The organism is Streptomyces sp. URMC 129 (assembly GCF_051386415.1).
In the GTDB taxonomy this organism is placed as follows: domain Bacteria; phylum Actinomycetota; class Actinomycetes; order Streptomycetales; family Streptomycetaceae; genus Streptomyces.
In genome coordinates this window covers 1-13,367 of record NZ_JBPQTQ010000071.1, presented here as the reverse complement: position 1 = coordinate 13,367, position 13,367 = coordinate 1, and the positions used below count along the sequence as shown (strand labels likewise).

Genomic DNA, 13,367 nt, shown 5'->3' with positions numbered 1-13,367 from the left:
GTGCCGTCAAAGCTGATGGAGATCGCCATTGCCGGGATCAGAACTGCATGCGCGGACTGCCTTCGCCCAGGCAAGGAAGTGGGTGAATTCGGCCGGTTTGTTCCTGCGTTCGGTTTCGATGCTCGAGAATTATTGCGCCACTCAGTGTATATGCGAATGGTAGGGATAGTTGAATCCTACGTGGATAGCTTATTCTCTCAATTGATGCAGGGGGTGTCGGCTAATGGAAATGAAGCAATGAGACTTGCGGCCGAGGATCTAGTATTGCAGGCATCTGGAGGATGGAGGCAGCGAGAGGACCTCTTTGCTAGATACTTCGGAATAAAATTGAAGAGCCTGGCGGGCGGAAGGTTTACCTCAATCGTGGATGTGCGCAATATAATTGCGCACGGGCAGGGGCGTGTCACCGCCAAGCTGATGGAAAAAGAGGGCCTCAGTCTCCGGCTTCAGCAGATAGATGTTGCGATTCAGGATGCGCGCATTATTTTGGGCGATGATGGGATCGCTCGATGCGAGAGCGTCTGCATTTCATATATCTCCGATCTAGATGCACAAGCTTGCGTTGGCCGCCAGCTATGATCGGTCGCCGACCCCACCTCTGAGGCGAGGCCCCTTGGCCTTTCTCCTGATTCTGCACCACATCGGAGCCTCAAGTCGTGTGTCAGGATGGCGCCTCTTATATCTGGGTCTCTAGTTCATCCATACTGGAAGATTTCCCCCCAGGGCCTGTTGTGCGCAGTTAATGAAATGGGCATGATGGGATATGAGATCGCTTCCTTGGGTATCCCAGTCATCTTGCGAGAATTCGGCGAGGGATTCCGTTCGATCGGCTACCTTCGCTTCCGTCGCCAGTCTTTGCAGGGCCATGAAATGCTGAAGGGTATTCGTGGAAGCCTCTAATGCTGCTGACCCTATCTCCGGCGGTCCCTCGAGGCGGACGAGATTGGCGACTTCTCGCAGCCTAAGCAGAAGTGGGCGAATTGTGGCCAACTCGTCGGAGACTTCTGGTGCTGGCAATAGCCATGTATCTTGCAGCTTGCGATTTACTCCGTCGAGTTCGCTAATGAATTTAATGTAGGTCTCTCTGCGGACCTCTCGGAGCCATGATGTCCTCTGTTCGTGGTATCCGTTCTCGGCCATAATGGCTTGCATCTTTAATTGTCTGCTTGTGATTCTGAGTGAAACGAAGACGGTTAGAGCGACACCTGAAATCGTAGAAGAAGCGGTGATTAAGGCCACGGCGATGGTCTCTTGCATGCACTTATTTCCTTAGCCGATGAAGGGGTGCTCGCGGTGCTGTAGATAATGTTCCAGCCTCAGTCGCTGGGTGTGGTGCATGAGGAGGTTAGGCAGTTCGTCCGGGGGCACGAAGCGGAGTTCCGTCGACTCGTCAGAAATCGCCAGTTCGCCGCCTGTGATGCGGCCTGTGAAGCAGACGTTGAACTGGCGGCGGACCTCGCCGTCTGAGTACTCGATGATGTGGCGGGGGTCGGTATAGGTGCCGACGAGTCCTGTGATCTCGATGTCCAGGCCGGTTTCTTCTTTCACCTCGCGGATGGCCGTGCCCGGTAGTGAGTCGGTCATCTCCATGGCGCCGCCGGGCAGTGCCCATAGGTCGTTGTCGCGTCGGCGCTGGAGCAGGATGCGGCCCTGGTCGTCCGTGACGACGGCGGAGGCGGCGACGACCATGCTGTTGGGCTCAGGGGCGTTGGGGTCGTCGTAGTACTCGATGCGTGCCATGAGTTCAGTGTTCCTGGACAGGGGACGCGGTGGCCCAGACGGCGTTGAAGCTTTCGGCGTAGGTGTCGAATATCCCGCCTGCGTCGCTGCGGCGGAGGTGCCACACCGGGGCGGCGTAGGCGTTCACGCCCCAGACGTGGGCGTTGACAAGCATCTGGTCGTCGCCGCGATAGAGGGAGTTGTAGAGCGTGGTGCCGTGGGTGCGGACTTCGATGCCCGGGGCGCCGACCAGTGGCCGGTAGTGCATCAGGGCCAGTTGGCACCGGGACTCGATGCCGTGGCCGAAGCGCTCCTCTTCGCCGCGCTGCCGGACGTTCGGGCTGTCGGCGTCGCCGATGGCGATGCGGATCGTCGCGCCCGCTGCGGCGCGCTCCTGGAGGAGGGCGTTGAGGCGGGGGTACGCCTCGTGCAGGAACACGGCCGCGTACACCAGTACGTCGATGTGTTCCCCGGCCTGGGCCAGCAGATCCACGAACGTCGTTGCGGGGATGTCGGCGCGCTGGTCGTAGAGCGCCACCAATTCCGGGCTGACCGCCCGCGCGGGGCGCGCCTGGCGGAGTGCCGGCCATAGTGCGTGCACGTCTTCTCCTAGCGTCTCCGCTGCCAGCAGAGCGGTGGAACGGCGTGGAACACGGCCGAGGTTCACCCATCGTTCGACGGACTTCGGGTCCACCTCGACCTTCGCCGCAAGCGTGGCGTGGGTCCAGCCCCCGGCTGCCATGACAGCTCGTAGCCTCTCGTTGGGCGTCACAGTCTCTCTCCGCATCTCAGGACGGCACTAGGGACGTTTTACCCGACGCGGGACGTCCCCAAGTGGTGTTTGTCCGTAGTTCCAACGTCCCGTTCGGTGACGCCAGGATCACGCAGCGAAGTACCCCCACGACCGTGGCGACGGCCCGGGGGCGTGGTCAACGCTGCGAAGGAGCGTCAACGTGAGGCAATGTATCGCCCGGCTGGTCGAGCCGCTGCTGAGGCTGCTGTTCCCGGCGCCCGGCCGGCACCGAGCATCCGCTGAGGGAACTGCCCCTATCGAGGACCGGGCAACGATGGTGCTGCCACGCGTGGTGCCTGACTCGTCGGTGGCGTTGGTCCGGCCGTACATGCTGACCCCGGAGGAACGTCAACAGCGGCGCGACGCGGAGCGGGCCGAGCGTCTGCGGCGGGAACGGCGCCGGACTCTGTGGCTGGCCACTCACGGGATCGATATGGGGCCGCGCTGGATTCATGGCATGGAGGTGCTGTCGTGACCGGCAAGGAGGTCCCGGAGATCGGCTCGCTGGCTCGTGACCTGTCGCGGGGCGCGATCGGCCGTGTCGTGGGACGGCAGTTGAGCCGGGTATGGCTGCGTCCGCTCGGTGGCGGCCCTGAATGGGACGTACCGGCGGACCAAGTGGTGAGCGTCCCGGACGGTCCGGGAGGTGAGGCGTGATGTGCCCGCGCGCGATCGTCAGTCATTCCGAGTGGATGCTCACGGAGGAAATCGCGGACGGGGCGCCCCGGCCGGTGTTCCATGTCGAGTGCCTGGAGTGCGGCGCCCGGTTCGAGGCGGTGGACAACGAGCCGGAGCCCGTGGAGTTTTGGGCCCTGAAGCACACGGGCGTGAACCCGGCTCACCGGCAGTTCAAGGCCGTTACCGAGTGGCGGTGGCGTGTCATTCCGGCTCCGGACAATCCCCGCTTCGCGCTGGAACAGGCGGAGGAGAGCCCCGGCCTGTAACCGACTTGAACAACAAGCCCAAACGAAACCGGACCACCCCTTGGCCTGGCAGCTCGCGAGGTGGTCCGGAAGGGATTCCGCAGAACCCCGGTACCGATGGTACCGGGGCTGCGGTCGCGTGCTCGTGTGGCTCCCGGTGCCCGAGATCAATCGCCCCGGACCGAACAGAGGATGAGCGATGCGGCAGGGAACCCTTCTCCCCTCGAAGCAGCAACCCCGGAAGGTGCGCCCCAGCGATGCGCTTCACCGCTTGGACCGGTGTGCAGGGCCACCTGTACACCCACCGGCGGTCACCCCTCTGCCCTGGCCTCTTCCGTCACGGCCCGCTGCGGGGATCGCGTCGCGCCGTTGGTGTTGTCCACCGGTCGGCCGTTGTGGACGGTGCCGCACGCGAAGCGCGCTTAGCCACGGGGCATCGGACGGCGCGCGGTATGTCGGTGTCGCGTCACCGCTGTCAGTTCCCCGCGGGTCTGGCTTGCCCGTTGCCGAGAGCGGCGCGAGCCGCCCGGTCGGCGCAAAGCGGGGCGGCAGACAGGAGCGAGCGGCGGCCGGGCCGCCGAGCCGCGCGGCCCGCTTCGCGGGCCGCCTTGATCAAGTAAGGAAACTCTGAACAGCGGCAGCACGGGCCCAGCGCGGGTGCGTGGCTGTATCGGGGACCAAGTGCTGAGCCGGGCGGCGGCTGGTCGGGCCCTGGCGAAAAAGTCGCCGAGCGCGGTCACAAACAGCCGCTGGACCGTCCTTGGTCTAGGTGCAGGCGTCCGAGCGGGAGAGAAAGGTGTGATGTGGACCATAGGCGGTCACACAAGCGGTCTTTCGGCTCCTGTGTCGGGCGAAATGGGGGAGTCAGCCGACCCATGTACCAGAAATCTCCGGGCGTACCAAACCGGAGGCGACGTGGTGAGGTGGCTCCGCGCCGAGCGTGGAAGGAAGCAAGATGACGGACGAGGCGAGCGTCACGGCGGATGGCATGAACGCGGAGGAGAGGGAGCTGGTTGCCGCACGGGTCGTGGAGTTGGCGGCGAAGGTGGAGCGGCTGGAACGGCTGATTGCCGGACTGGCGCTCGCAGGCGCTACTGCTCGCCCGGCGGCCCAGGAAGTCTCTCGGTGAGGCTCTCCAACACGGACATCAGGTGGTCCACCCGCTCGGACAGCTCGTCTAGTCGTGCTGTCAGTTGCTCGTACTCGGCGCTGCCCAACCGCCCTTCCCCGCTTGCGTTCCGGCCGGCACCCACGGGCGGGGCCTCGGAGGGAAGCGGGTCGGCCACGAAGTTCCCCCGGCCGGGGACCGAGTAGATCAGCCCTTCGTCGCGGAGCAGGCGAAGCGAGCTGCGAGCCGTCATGTTGGCGATCTCGTACTCGGCTTCGAGCTCTCGCGACGACGGAACTCTTTCCCCCGGTGCGAGCTGGCCGCTGCGGATCATCTTCCGGATGGCATCCGCGACGAGCCGGTAGGGCGGCGCGCCCGAGTCCTGGGGAAGCTTCATGGCCGAAGGGTAGCCCGCCTAGCTGGCTCAGCGCAGCTAGGCGGGCGAGATCACGCCACGACTGAGCTAGGCCACACGTCAGAGTTGACGCGCTAGCGCACCTAGTGCACTATCGGTCTTGGGGTGCGGCGACGTGCCCCCTGATTCAAGGAGAGAAGAACCATGGCTATGCACCCGATCCAGAAGGACATCTCCCAGTCCACGTTCCTGCTGGTCACCCCCGCCGCGCCGAAGATCAAGGACCCTCAGACCGGCGAGGTGGCGACGCACCGGGACACGGGGGAGACGCTCTACACGGTGGGCGTCGTCGAAATGCTGGACGGCCGGGCGGACGTTCTGAAGATCACCATTCCTCAGTCCGGCCTGGCTGAGGGGCTGGTGCAGGGCGCGGCCGTCCGGCCCGTGCGTCTGGTCGCGTTGCCGTGGGCCCGGATCTTCAACGGCCAGCTCAGCGACGGCGTTGCCTACCGGGCCGATGCCTTGGAGGCCGCGCTGTGACCGGCCCGCAGACCGAACGCGCCTACCCCGTACGGCCATTGGAGGGCGACGACGATTCGCGCTTCACGGTCGGGCTGCTGTTCGACGTGTGCCGTGTGATCGAGCGGCACGGTTACCCGCCGGTGGCACGGGGCGCCGATCTGGTCGAACTGCAACTCGCCCTGTTCCGCTTCCTCTACGGCCCCAGCGAAAGGCAGGCGCAGGCATGACCGTCGCAGAGGTCGTCGCGTCCCTACCTGCGGTGCTGTGGGTGGGCATCGCCGTCTTGGCGGTGGTGTGTACCGCGCAGGTGGTGCGTTATGTGCGCGCCGACCCGATGACGCGCGTCAGCATCCGTCAGGCGGCACGGATACGGCATGGCTGGGTCCGGCTGGCTCGTGCGCAGGGTCTGTCGGTGACGGACCGGGTGCCCTCCGCTTGGTCCCAAGTCTCCGCCGGTCTGACCGGCGGGCAGGGCCGGTCACCGGAACCGCGCGTGTTGGTGCCCAAGATCCGGGTCCGGCCCGACCGGTTCGGGGTGGAGGTGCGTGCCAAGACCCTGCCTCGGGTCGGGCTCGCCGACTTCCAGAAGGCGGCGCCCTACCTCGCGGACGCCTGGCGGTGCACCCGGGTGTCGGTCCTCCCGGACGGCCCGGGGGCGGTCCGCATCCGTGGTGTGCGGCATGACCCGCTCGCGGCTCCCACCGAGCATGTGCCCTCGGGAGAGCCACCTGCGGTGGTCAGCCGGTGGGCACTCGGCCTGGACGAGTACGCATCCGAAGTGGTCGTGAGCCTCGCCGAGGTTCCCGGTGTGACGGTGGCGGGTTTGCCGGGCTTCGGCAAGACCTCGTTGATCAACAAGCTGATCTGCGACCTGGCTCCGTCGCCCGCCGTGCAGTTCGCCGTCGCGGACGGCAAGGCATCGACGGCGGAGGAAGGCGACTACGCCGACGTGGCCGATCGGCTGTTCGCCTTCGTCGGCGACGACCTGGCGGCGGGCAACGAGTTGTTCAAGCGGCTCGTCGCGCTGCGCCGGGCTCGCTCGGCGACGATCCGCTCGGCCCTCGGGGTGCGCAACATGTGGCACTGCGGCCCGCGCCCCACCTGGCCGTTGACGGTGCTGATCATTGATGAGGCACACACCTTCTTCCGCGACCACAAGGGCAACGACCCCGCGACGAAGAAGCTGGCCGCGCTCGCCTCGGAGAACGCCCGGCTGGTCGAGGATCTGGTGAAGAAGGGCCGGTCCGTGGGCATCCTCGTCGTCCTCGCCACGCAGAAGGCGACCGGAGACGCGATACCCACGTTCATCCGCGACGTGTGCCCGGTCGGTCTGAGCTTCGCGCAGAAGACGATCGAGGCGGCCGTTGCGGCGCTGGGCGAGGACATCCGGAATTGGCCGGAAGCCAACCCCGTGACGTTGCAGGACCCGACCTACGTCGGCGTCGCCGTGATGACCGTGCATGGCCGGGACGGCTTCACGCGGGTCCGCACGCCGTACGTGGACGACACACACGCCGCTCGGATCGCCGTCACCACCGCGCACCTGACCCGCGATCCGGCCGAACTCCTCGCGGGCGCCGAACCGCTCTCACCAACCGAGCCCGAAGACTGGGGCGGCCGTGGCACGGAAGCCGCCTGAGCATCCCACCCGCCCCCAAGCCCCGAAGAAGGAGGTGATGCCGGCATGGCCGAGGACCGCATGACGCACCGGATCGTGACCGTCGTGATGGCGCTGATCGCTGTCCTGGCGTTTGTCTTCTCCTTCGGCAACGTCTGGTCGCTGGCCCTGCGCCTCGGTGTGCCCCGGCCAGTTGCTCCGCTGATCGCCCCCATGGTGGACCTGTCCGTTCTCGGGCTCCTGGTCGCCTTGCGTCACCTGTCCCTGCACGGCGTCCCTGCGGCGCAACTGAGAGGGGCCGTCCGGCTGATGCACCTGTCCGGCCTGCTGACCCTGTCCCTGAACGTGGCCGAGCCCATCATCACCGGCCACTACGGGCGCGCCGCCCTGGACGCCGTGGCGCCGGTTCTTCTGCTGGGCTGGGCCCAGGTCGGGCCCCAACTGCTCCGCAGCTTCCGCGACATCAGCTCACCGGCTCCGGTGCCCGCACCACCGGCCGCCCCGCCTGCCGCCTCTACCCCGGCGTCATCCTCCACGGCGGTACCCGGCCCGCTGCTCGAAGCCGCCCGCCGCATCGCGGATGACCACCGTGCCGAGCACGGTGAACCCATCGCTCCCGCACAACTGCGTGCCCGGCTCGGCGTCTCGATGCCGCTGGCCGCCGCCGCACACGCTCAGCTCTCCGCCTGAGCCTCTTCCCACCACCTTGCCCCGGCCGGGGGCGGGCTCTTGCCTGCCAGCTTGACCGCCCCCGGCCGGGCGTCACACCGATCACTCGGAGGACACCCCAGCATGACACCCGCTGCCCCGAACCGGCCGCTGAGTCCCGCCGTTCGGGACCTGCTCGAACTGGCCGGACACAACGACTTCAACCGCGTGCGCGGCCGGGTCGAAAACGTCTCCGGCTGCGCCCGGCCCGTCCAACTCGTCGGCCACAGCCTCACCGTGGACGGCGCGACCGGCGAGGTCCTGCACACCTTCAACACCGCCGAGGAACCGACCGGCCGACTCCTTGTCCCGTGCGGCAACCGCCGTGCCTCGTGCTGCCCCGCCTGCTCGCGCGTGTACGCGGCGGACACGTTCCACCTGATCCGCGCGGGACTTGTCGGCGGCAAGGCCGTTCCGGAGGCGGTGCGCACACACCCGCGCGTGTTCGCCACGCTCACCGCCCCCTCGTTCGGCGCGGTCCACTCCCGGCCGACGACACCGACCGGCCGCCGACTGCCCTGCCGCTGCGGCGAATGGCACGCCCCGGACGATGCGGCGCTCGGCACACCGGTCCGGCCGGACAGCTACGACTATCCCGGGGCCGTGCTCTGGAACGCGCACGCCTCCGCACTGTGGGCGCGGTTCACGACCTACCTGCGCCGCGAAGTGGCCGCCCTGCTCGGCATGACGCAGAAGGCGCTCACGGCTGTGCTTCGCGTGTCCTTCGCCAAGGTCGCCGAGTACCAGCGGCGCGGCCTGGTCCACTTCCACGCGGTGATCCGTTTCGACGGACCGGAAGGGTCCGCCACGCTTCCGCCCCGGGACGCGACAGCCGACGTGCTGATCCGTGCCGTCCGCAACGCCGCACGCCGCGTGGAACTCACCCTCGACTCGGACGCGGTAGGGGAACGGGTACTGCGGTGGGGCAAGCAGCTCGACGTACGCGAGATCGCGGGCTTCGGTGCCGGGGCCGAACTCACCGACAAGGCCGTTGCCGCCTACATCGCCAAGTACGCCACCAAGGGCGCGGAGTCCTCGGGAACCGTTGATCACCCGCTGTACTGCCGGGGCTGCGACGGCCGGGGCCGTGTGGCCGACCTGGACTGCCGGCCGTGCGGCGGCACCGGTCAGCGGGAGCCCGTTGCCTCGCTCCCCGCGGAGCGGCACGCCCGGCAGATGATCCGGACCTGCTGGGAGCTGGGACAGCTTCCGGAGTTCGCCGAACTCAAGCTCTGGAAGTGGGCGCACATGCTCGGGTTCCGTGGCCACTTCTCCACCAAGTCACGCCGCTACTCGACCACCCTCGGCGCACTGCGCGACGTTCGCCGCGCCTGGCGCCGCGCACAGGCTGCCGCTCGCCTCGGCCTGGTGGAGCGCGACGGCGGGAGCACGCTCGTCGTCGAGTCCTCACTGTCCTACGCCGGGTCGGGCTACCGAGCGGGCGAGGAACTGCTCGCGGCCACGGTCCGCTACGAACGTGCCCTGGCGCGACAACTCGCTCGCGAGGGCGAACCCGGGTTCTCGACCGGGGGTGCGGCCCGATGAAGGACCGATACCTGAGCGTGGCCGAGGTGGCCGAGGTGTTGGGGACCACCGTCCGCTTCCCGCGTCGGCTGATCGCCGAACGCCGGATCACCTTCGTCAAGGTCGGACGGCACGTTCGCATACCGCAGAGCGCGCTGACGGCCTACCTCGAATCCAACACCGTGCGGCCGGTCCAGCGGCGACGGGCGCGGTACGGGAGGGCTGCCTGACATGGCCAATGGGAAGGGGAAGCGTCGCCGTTTCGGAGCGATCCGGAAGCTGCCGTCCGGGCGCTGGCAGGCTCGGTACCCCGGGCCTGATGGCGTGATGCGTCCGGCTGATCGCACCTTCGAGACGTCGGGCGACGCGGACGACTGGTTGGCGGAGAAGCAGACGGAGTTGAGGCGGGGGGATTGGCAGGACCCCGACGCCGGGGCGGTCAGCTTCGAGAAGTACGCCGCTCAGTGGGTCGATGAACGGGACCTGGCCGCGACCACGGAGGAGCTGTACCGGCGGCTTCTGCGGCTGCATGTCCTGCCGACGTTCGGCGGGCTCGACCTGGACGCGATCACGCCGCCGCGTGTGCGGACCTGGCGGGCCGAGTTGCTGAAAGCGACCGGGGCGACCACGGTCGCGAAGTGCTATCGGTTGCTGAAGGCCATCATGGAGACGGCCGTTGATGACGAGTTGATCCGCCGGAATCCCTGCCGCATCAAGGGGGCCGGAAAGGAGTCCGCTCCGGAACGGCCTATCGCCACGGTGGCCCAGGTGGACGCGCTGGCCGATGCCATGGGGCCGCGCTGGCGGCTGATGGTCTATCTCGCCGCGTATGGTCCGGCCCGGCCGGAGGAACAGGCCGAGATGCGGCGGCCGGATGTCGACCTGGACGTGCCGGGCGTGTGGGTGCGGCGGGCCGCTCCCGAGCTGACGACCGGACGCAGGGTCGTGGGTGATACCAAATCGGCCGCCGGAAAGCGGTTCATCGCGCTTCCCGCCTTCATGGAGAAGGACCTGCGTCGGCATCTCGACTGGTACGCCGAAAAGGCGCCGGACGGGTTGCTCTTCGTGGGGGAGAAGGGCAAGCCGTTCCGGCGGTCCACCTTCGGGCGGAAGTGGCGCAAGGCTCGGGTCAAGGTCGGACTGCCGGAAGACTTCCGTTTCTACGACCTGCGGCACACCGGACACACACTCTCGACGCAGAGCGGGGCGACGCTGAAGGACACGATGGTCCGCGCGGGCCAGTCCTCGGAGAAGGCCGCGATGATCTACCAGCACTCGAACCACGAACGTCAGCGGGAGGTCGCGGCCGGGATCAACGCCCGGGTCGAGGCGCAGCGGGCGGCGGCCGGTGCTTCTGGCACGGATCTGGCACGCGAGCCGTAACAGCCTCGCACAGCACAACGGCCCAGGTTGGGGATCATGTCCCTGACCTGGGCCTTTACCGTTGGAGCGGGCGACGAGAATCGAACTCGCGCTCTGAGCTTGGGAAGCTCATGTTCTACCATTAAACTACGCCCGCGAAGATCGGCCGCAGAGCCGATCGTCGGCTCCACCTTACCGCATCCTCGACCTCCCCCGGTACGTCGGAGTGCCGTGGTGGGGTGTGTCGGGTTCATCCCCTACTGTTGGCTTTTGTCGTCAAGTGGCAGGGGAGAGGGAAGCGTTGGAGAACACCACCACCGTCGTGCGCTGTGCCGAGGGGCACGTTTTCCGGACCGGGCGGTTTCCCATGGCGCAGCTTGGGCGGGAGCGGATCGGGCCGGGGCGGTTGTTGCGGTGTCCGGGGTGTGCTCGGTTGCGGAGTGCTGTGCCGGTGTCAGACGCGGGTGCGGTGGAAGTTCAGGTAGGAGCGGGAGGCGGTCGGGCCGCGTTGGTCCTGGTAGCGGGAGCCGACTCCGCTTGAGCCGTAGGGGCGTTCGGCCGGGGACGTGAGGCGGAACAGGCAGAGTTGGCCGATCTTCATGCCCGGCCAGAGCTTCATCGGGAGCGTCGCGACGTTGGACAGCTCCAGGGTGACGTGGCCGGAGAAGCCGGGGTCGATGAAGCCGGCCGTGGAGTGCGTCAGCAGGCCGAGGCGGCCGAGGGAGCTCTTGCCCTCCAGGCGGGAGGCGATGTCCTCCGGGAGGCTGATCACCTCGTACGTGGACGCCAGCACGAACTCGCCCGGGTGGAGGATGAAGGGCTCGTCGCCCGGGGGCTCGATCATCCGGGTCAGGTCCGGTTGTTCGACCGAGGGGTCGATGTGGGGGTAGCGGTGGTTCTCGAAGACCCGGAAGTAGCGGTCCAGCCGGACGTCGATGCTGGACGGCTGGACCATCGTCGGGTCGTAGGGATCGATCCGCACCCGACCCGCGTCGATTTCGGTACGGATGTCCTTGTCTGACAGAAGCACGTCCTGAGGTTACCGGAGGCGGTGCTGCCCGTCGGGATCGGCTTCCGTCTCCGGGGCCCGGTCCTCGGGCTCCCAGCGCAGCAGGTCTCCCGGCTGGCATGCGAGCACCTCGCAGAGCGCGGCGAGCGTCGTGAAACGGACGGCCTTGGCGCGCCCGTTCTTCAGCACCGCCAGGTTGGCGGGCGTGATCCCGACGCGGTCCGCGAGCTCGCCCACGGACATCTTCCGCTTGGCCAGCATCACGTCGATGTCGACGGCGATCGGCATCAGATCACCTCTTCCAGCTCGGCCCGCATCCGCGCCGCCTCGACGTCGCGCGCGACGGCCTGGGCGAGCAGCATCCGCAGCACGAGCACGATGAGCGCGACCCCGAGGACCGCGACGGCGGCCACGCCGATCAGGAGGACGATGCCCGGGGCGACGGCCTCGCCCGGCGCCATGAGGACCCCGAGCGTGAACAGCAGGAGGGCGGCCGTCACGATCGCGCCGATCACGATGTGCACGTACCGGAAGGCGGCGTGGGAGAACACGGTCCCGCGTCGCACCATCGTCACCAGCCGCCACACGCAGACCAGGACGACCTGGACCGTCACGATGCCCAGGACCAGGACCACGAGGAACGAGGCGTGCGGGTACGCGAGGTCCGTGTCGGCCTCGTCCAGGTCGACGGCCAGCAGCGGCACCATCACCGCCTGCACGAACACCGAGCCGGCGAGCAGCCCCACGAGCACGGCGCGCAGCGCGAGCACTGTTATCTGTCCCATCGTCTCCCCTTCGATCGACCAACGATGGGAATCTATCGAGATTCGATAGGCGATGGCAAGGGGTCGGGTCGAGGTGACGGCGCGGGGGTGGGCGGACGGGCCCTAGATCGTGCCCAGCTTGACCAGCATCAGCAGGCCCAGGAGCTGGATGGTCGAGGCGGCCAGGGCCCGGGGCCACGGGATCTCGTGGGAACGGCTGACCATCATCGTGAACAGCACGCCCGCGAAGAGCCAGGTGGCCCAGCCCAGCACCTGCACGAGCGGGGCCGCGCCGCCCAGGAAGAGGGCCAGGGCCAGGCGGGGGACATCCGTCAGAACCATGATCAGCATGGCCAGGCCGGCCGTCGGCGCCCACAGGCCGTTGCCGCCGAACTGGCGGGCCAGGTTGTGCGTCACCGTGCTCAGCACCAGCGCGCCCAGCACCATCGCCACGCCCGTGAACAGCAGGTACGGCGCCGCCGTGGAGGCCGTCGTGTCGAGGATCGACTCGCGGGCCTCGTCCAGGCCGAAGACCGCGACCATGCCGTAGAGGAACGTGACGATCAGCGCCGGGGCCCACATGGGGTAGTCGCGCATCCGCCAGAACGTCGCGCTGGGGCGGGACACGATCCCGCTCAGCAGCTCCTGCCACCGCAGCGGCGGCAGCGGAGCGGGAGCGGCGGGATCGGGGCCCTGGGGTGCGGGCGCGGCGCCGCCGCCGTAGTCCCCGGCGTGGGGGTACGGCGGCGGCGCCTGATACGGCGGCGGAGCCTGGTAGTACGGCTGCTGGTCGTCGCGCTTCCTTCGGAATCCGGCCACGCCTATGAACGTACCGTGTCCGGCTCCGCGACAGCAGCCTCGGGCTCCCGCTGTACAGAGTCGAGAAGGAGTTGTGCCACGTCCACGACTTTGAGGTCTTCTTTGGCCTTGTTGTCGTTCTTCTTGCCGTTGATGGAGTCGGA

At 67.7% G+C, this 13,367-nt stretch carries 21 protein-coding genes and 1 tRNA gene; 13 read left to right on the top strand and 9 right to left on the bottom strand.

What is annotated here, in order from left to right; translation table 11 throughout:
- The first annotated feature begins 15 nt into the window (after positions 1–15).
- Complete coding sequence (locus ACSNOC_RS16215) at positions 16–579, top strand: hypothetical protein (RefSeq protein WP_436748151.1); 564 nt, start codon at positions 16–18, stop codon at positions 577–579.
- 111 nt (positions 580–690) lie between these two features.
- On the opposite strand, the gene ACSNOC_RS16210 is transcribed toward ACSNOC_RS16215, so the two are convergent.
- From ACSNOC_RS16210 to ACSNOC_RS16200, 3 genes are read right to left on the bottom strand one after another with little or no spacing between them, the layout of a single operon-like run.
- Complete coding sequence (locus tag ACSNOC_RS16210) at positions 691–1,257, bottom strand: hypothetical protein (protein WP_436748150.1); 567 nt, start codon at positions 1,255–1,257, stop codon at positions 691–693.
- Positions 1,258–1,269: 12 nt separating this feature from the next.
- The gene (locus ACSNOC_RS16205; protein WP_436748149.1) at positions 1,270–1,740 is read right to left on the bottom strand and encodes an NUDIX domain-containing protein; all 471 of its coding nucleotides are present in this window, start codon (positions 1,738–1,740) and stop codon (positions 1,270–1,272) included.
- A gap of 4 nt (positions 1,741–1,744) precedes the next feature.
- Positions 1,745–2,461: an XRE family transcriptional regulator gene (locus tag ACSNOC_RS16200; RefSeq protein ID WP_436748148.1), complete on the bottom strand. Its 717-nt coding sequence runs from the start codon at positions 2,459–2,461 to the stop codon at positions 1,745–1,747.
- Between the two features lie 211 nt (positions 2,462–2,672).
- Here ACSNOC_RS16200 and ACSNOC_RS16195 point away from each other — a divergent pair, with 211 nt between their 5' ends.
- The 4 genes from ACSNOC_RS16195 to ACSNOC_RS16180 all read left to right on the top strand — a co-directional run bounded on the left by ACSNOC_RS16195 (position 2,673) and on the right by ACSNOC_RS16180 (position 4,564).
- Entirely contained in the window at positions 2,673–2,987 is a 315-nt protein-coding gene (locus tag ACSNOC_RS16195; RefSeq protein ID WP_436748147.1) for a hypothetical protein, read from the top strand.
- Positions 2,984–3,169, top strand: coding sequence for a hypothetical protein (locus ACSNOC_RS16190; protein WP_436748146.1), 186 nt, complete (start codon positions 2,984–2,986; stop codon positions 3,167–3,169). The genes ACSNOC_RS16195 and ACSNOC_RS16190 overlap by 4 nt, the downstream gene beginning before the upstream one ends.
- Complete coding sequence (locus ACSNOC_RS16185) at positions 3,169–3,456, top strand: DUF7848 domain-containing protein (RefSeq protein WP_436748145.1); 288 nt, start codon at positions 3,169–3,171, stop codon at positions 3,454–3,456. Before ACSNOC_RS16190 ends, ACSNOC_RS16185 begins: the two co-directional genes overlap by 1 nt.
- A gap of 934 nt (positions 3,457–4,390) precedes the next feature.
- A complete protein-coding gene (locus tag ACSNOC_RS16180; protein WP_436748144.1) occupies positions 4,391–4,564 on the top strand; it encodes a hypothetical protein in 174 nt (57 codons plus the stop codon).
- On the opposite strand, the gene ACSNOC_RS16175 is transcribed toward ACSNOC_RS16180, so the two are convergent.
- Positions 4,527–4,940, bottom strand: a complete 414-nt coding sequence (locus ACSNOC_RS16175) for a GntR family transcriptional regulator (protein WP_436748143.1) — start codon at positions 4,938–4,940, stop codon at positions 4,527–4,529. The genes ACSNOC_RS16180 and ACSNOC_RS16175 overlap by 38 nt on opposite strands.
- 162 nt (positions 4,941–5,102) lie before the next feature.
- On the opposite strand from ACSNOC_RS16175, the gene ACSNOC_RS16170 reads away from it, so the two are divergent.
- The 7 genes from ACSNOC_RS16170 to ACSNOC_RS16140 all read left to right on the top strand — a co-directional run bounded on the left by ACSNOC_RS16170 (position 5,103) and on the right by ACSNOC_RS16140 (position 10,653).
- Complete coding sequence (locus tag ACSNOC_RS16170) at positions 5,103–5,438, top strand: SCO3933 family regulatory protein (RefSeq protein ID WP_436748142.1); 336 nt, start codon at positions 5,103–5,105, stop codon at positions 5,436–5,438.
- A complete protein-coding gene (locus ACSNOC_RS16165; RefSeq protein ID WP_436748141.1) occupies positions 5,435–5,647 on the top strand; it encodes a hypothetical protein in 213 nt (70 codons plus the stop codon). Before ACSNOC_RS16170 ends, ACSNOC_RS16165 begins: the two co-directional genes overlap by 4 nt.
- Complete coding sequence (locus ACSNOC_RS16160) at positions 5,644–7,059, top strand: FtsK/SpoIIIE domain-containing protein (RefSeq protein WP_436748140.1); 1,416 nt, start codon at positions 5,644–5,646, stop codon at positions 7,057–7,059. Before ACSNOC_RS16165 ends, ACSNOC_RS16160 begins: the two co-directional genes overlap by 4 nt.
- 45 nt (positions 7,060–7,104) lie before the next feature.
- A complete protein-coding gene (locus ACSNOC_RS16155) occupies positions 7,105–7,728 on the top strand; it encodes a DUF2637 domain-containing protein (RefSeq protein ID WP_436748139.1) in 624 nt (207 codons plus the stop codon).
- 102 nt (positions 7,729–7,830) lie between these two features.
- On the top strand, positions 7,831–9,291 hold the full coding sequence (locus tag ACSNOC_RS16150) for a replication initiator (RefSeq protein ID WP_436748138.1): 1,461 nt from the start codon (positions 7,831–7,833) through the stop codon (positions 9,289–9,291).
- Complete coding sequence (locus ACSNOC_RS16145) at positions 9,288–9,500, top strand: helix-turn-helix domain-containing protein (RefSeq protein WP_436748137.1); 213 nt, start codon at positions 9,288–9,290, stop codon at positions 9,498–9,500. Before ACSNOC_RS16150 ends, ACSNOC_RS16145 begins: the two co-directional genes overlap by 4 nt.
- Position 9,501: 1 nt before the next feature.
- Positions 9,502–10,653, top strand: a complete 1,152-nt coding sequence (locus tag ACSNOC_RS16140) for a tyrosine-type recombinase/integrase (RefSeq protein WP_436748136.1) — start codon at positions 9,502–9,504, stop codon at positions 10,651–10,653.
- Positions 10,654–10,715: 62 nt separating this feature from the next.
- Here the strand turns inward: ACSNOC_RS16140 and ACSNOC_RS16135 are convergent.
- Positions 10,716–10,789: transfer RNA gene (locus ACSNOC_RS16135), tRNA-Gly, on the bottom strand.
- Positions 10,790–10,933: 144 nt separating this feature from the next.
- On the opposite strand from ACSNOC_RS16135, the gene ACSNOC_RS16130 reads away from it, so the two are divergent.
- The gene (locus tag ACSNOC_RS16130; protein ID WP_436748135.1) at positions 10,934–11,173 is read left to right on the top strand and encodes a hypothetical protein; all 240 of its coding nucleotides are present in this window, start codon (positions 10,934–10,936) and stop codon (positions 11,171–11,173) included.
- On the opposite strand, the gene dcd is transcribed toward ACSNOC_RS16130, so the two are convergent.
- The 4 genes from dcd to ACSNOC_RS16110 all read right to left on the bottom strand — a co-directional run bounded on the left by dcd (position 11,087) and on the right by ACSNOC_RS16110 (position 13,224).
- Positions 11,087–11,662 (bottom strand): dCTP deaminase, encoded by a 576-nt coding sequence (gene dcd, locus ACSNOC_RS16125; RefSeq protein ID WP_436748134.1) that lies wholly within the window; start codon positions 11,660–11,662, stop codon positions 11,087–11,089. The two genes, ACSNOC_RS16130 and dcd, sit on opposite strands and share 87 nt — an antisense overlap.
- A 9-nt stretch (positions 11,663–11,671) precedes the next feature.
- On the bottom strand, positions 11,672–11,929 hold the full coding sequence (locus ACSNOC_RS16120; protein ID WP_436748133.1) for a helix-turn-helix domain-containing protein: 258 nt from the start codon (positions 11,927–11,929) through the stop codon (positions 11,672–11,674).
- Positions 11,929–12,426, bottom strand: coding sequence for a DUF2975 domain-containing protein (locus ACSNOC_RS16115; RefSeq protein WP_436748132.1), 498 nt, complete (start codon positions 12,424–12,426; stop codon positions 11,929–11,931). Before ACSNOC_RS16115 ends, ACSNOC_RS16120 begins: the two co-directional genes overlap by 1 nt.
- Positions 12,427–12,528: 102 nt before the next feature.
- On the bottom strand, positions 12,529–13,224 hold the full coding sequence (locus tag ACSNOC_RS16110) for a Yip1 family protein (protein WP_436748131.1): 696 nt from the start codon (positions 13,222–13,224) through the stop codon (positions 12,529–12,531).
- Positions 13,225–13,367 lie beyond the last annotated feature (143 nt).

Coding starts and splice junctions, on each gene's coding strand:
- ACSNOC_RS16215 (WP_436748151.1), top strand. CDS start 16: ATGGAGATCGCCATTGCCGGGATCAGAACTGCATGCGCGGACTGCCTT.
- ACSNOC_RS16210 (WP_436748150.1), bottom strand. CDS start 1,257: ATGCAAGAGACCATCGCCGTGGCCTTAATCACCGCTTCTTCTACGATT.
- ACSNOC_RS16205 (WP_436748149.1), bottom strand. CDS start 1,740: ATGGCACGCATCGAGTACTACGACGACCCCAACGCCCCTGAGCCCAAC.
- ACSNOC_RS16200 (WP_436748148.1), bottom strand. CDS start 2,461: ATGGCAGCCGGGGGCTGGACCCACGCCACGCTTGCGGCGAAGGTCGAG.
- ACSNOC_RS16185 (WP_436748145.1), top strand. CDS start 3,169: ATGTGCCCGCGCGCGATCGTCAGTCATTCCGAGTGGATGCTCACGGAG.
- ACSNOC_RS16180 (WP_436748144.1), top strand. CDS start 4,391: ATGACGGACGAGGCGAGCGTCACGGCGGATGGCATGAACGCGGAGGAG.
- ACSNOC_RS16175 (WP_436748143.1), bottom strand. CDS start 4,940: ATGAAGCTTCCCCAGGACTCGGGCGCGCCGCCCTACCGGCTCGTCGCG.
- ACSNOC_RS16170 (WP_436748142.1), top strand. CDS start 5,103: ATGGCTATGCACCCGATCCAGAAGGACATCTCCCAGTCCACGTTCCTG.
- ACSNOC_RS16160 (WP_436748140.1), top strand. CDS start 5,644: ATGACCGTCGCAGAGGTCGTCGCGTCCCTACCTGCGGTGCTGTGGGTG.
- ACSNOC_RS16155 (WP_436748139.1), top strand. CDS start 7,105: ATGGCCGAGGACCGCATGACGCACCGGATCGTGACCGTCGTGATGGCG.
- ACSNOC_RS16150 (WP_436748138.1), top strand. CDS start 7,831: ATGACACCCGCTGCCCCGAACCGGCCGCTGAGTCCCGCCGTTCGGGAC.
- ACSNOC_RS16145 (WP_436748137.1), top strand. CDS start 9,288: ATGAAGGACCGATACCTGAGCGTGGCCGAGGTGGCCGAGGTGTTGGGG.
- ACSNOC_RS16140 (WP_436748136.1), top strand. CDS start 9,502: ATGGCCAATGGGAAGGGGAAGCGTCGCCGTTTCGGAGCGATCCGGAAG.
- ACSNOC_RS16120 (WP_436748133.1), bottom strand. CDS start 11,929: ATGCCGATCGCCGTCGACATCGACGTGATGCTGGCCAAGCGGAAGATG.
- ACSNOC_RS16115 (WP_436748132.1), bottom strand. CDS start 12,426: ATGGGACAGATAACAGTGCTCGCGCTGCGCGCCGTGCTCGTGGGGCTG.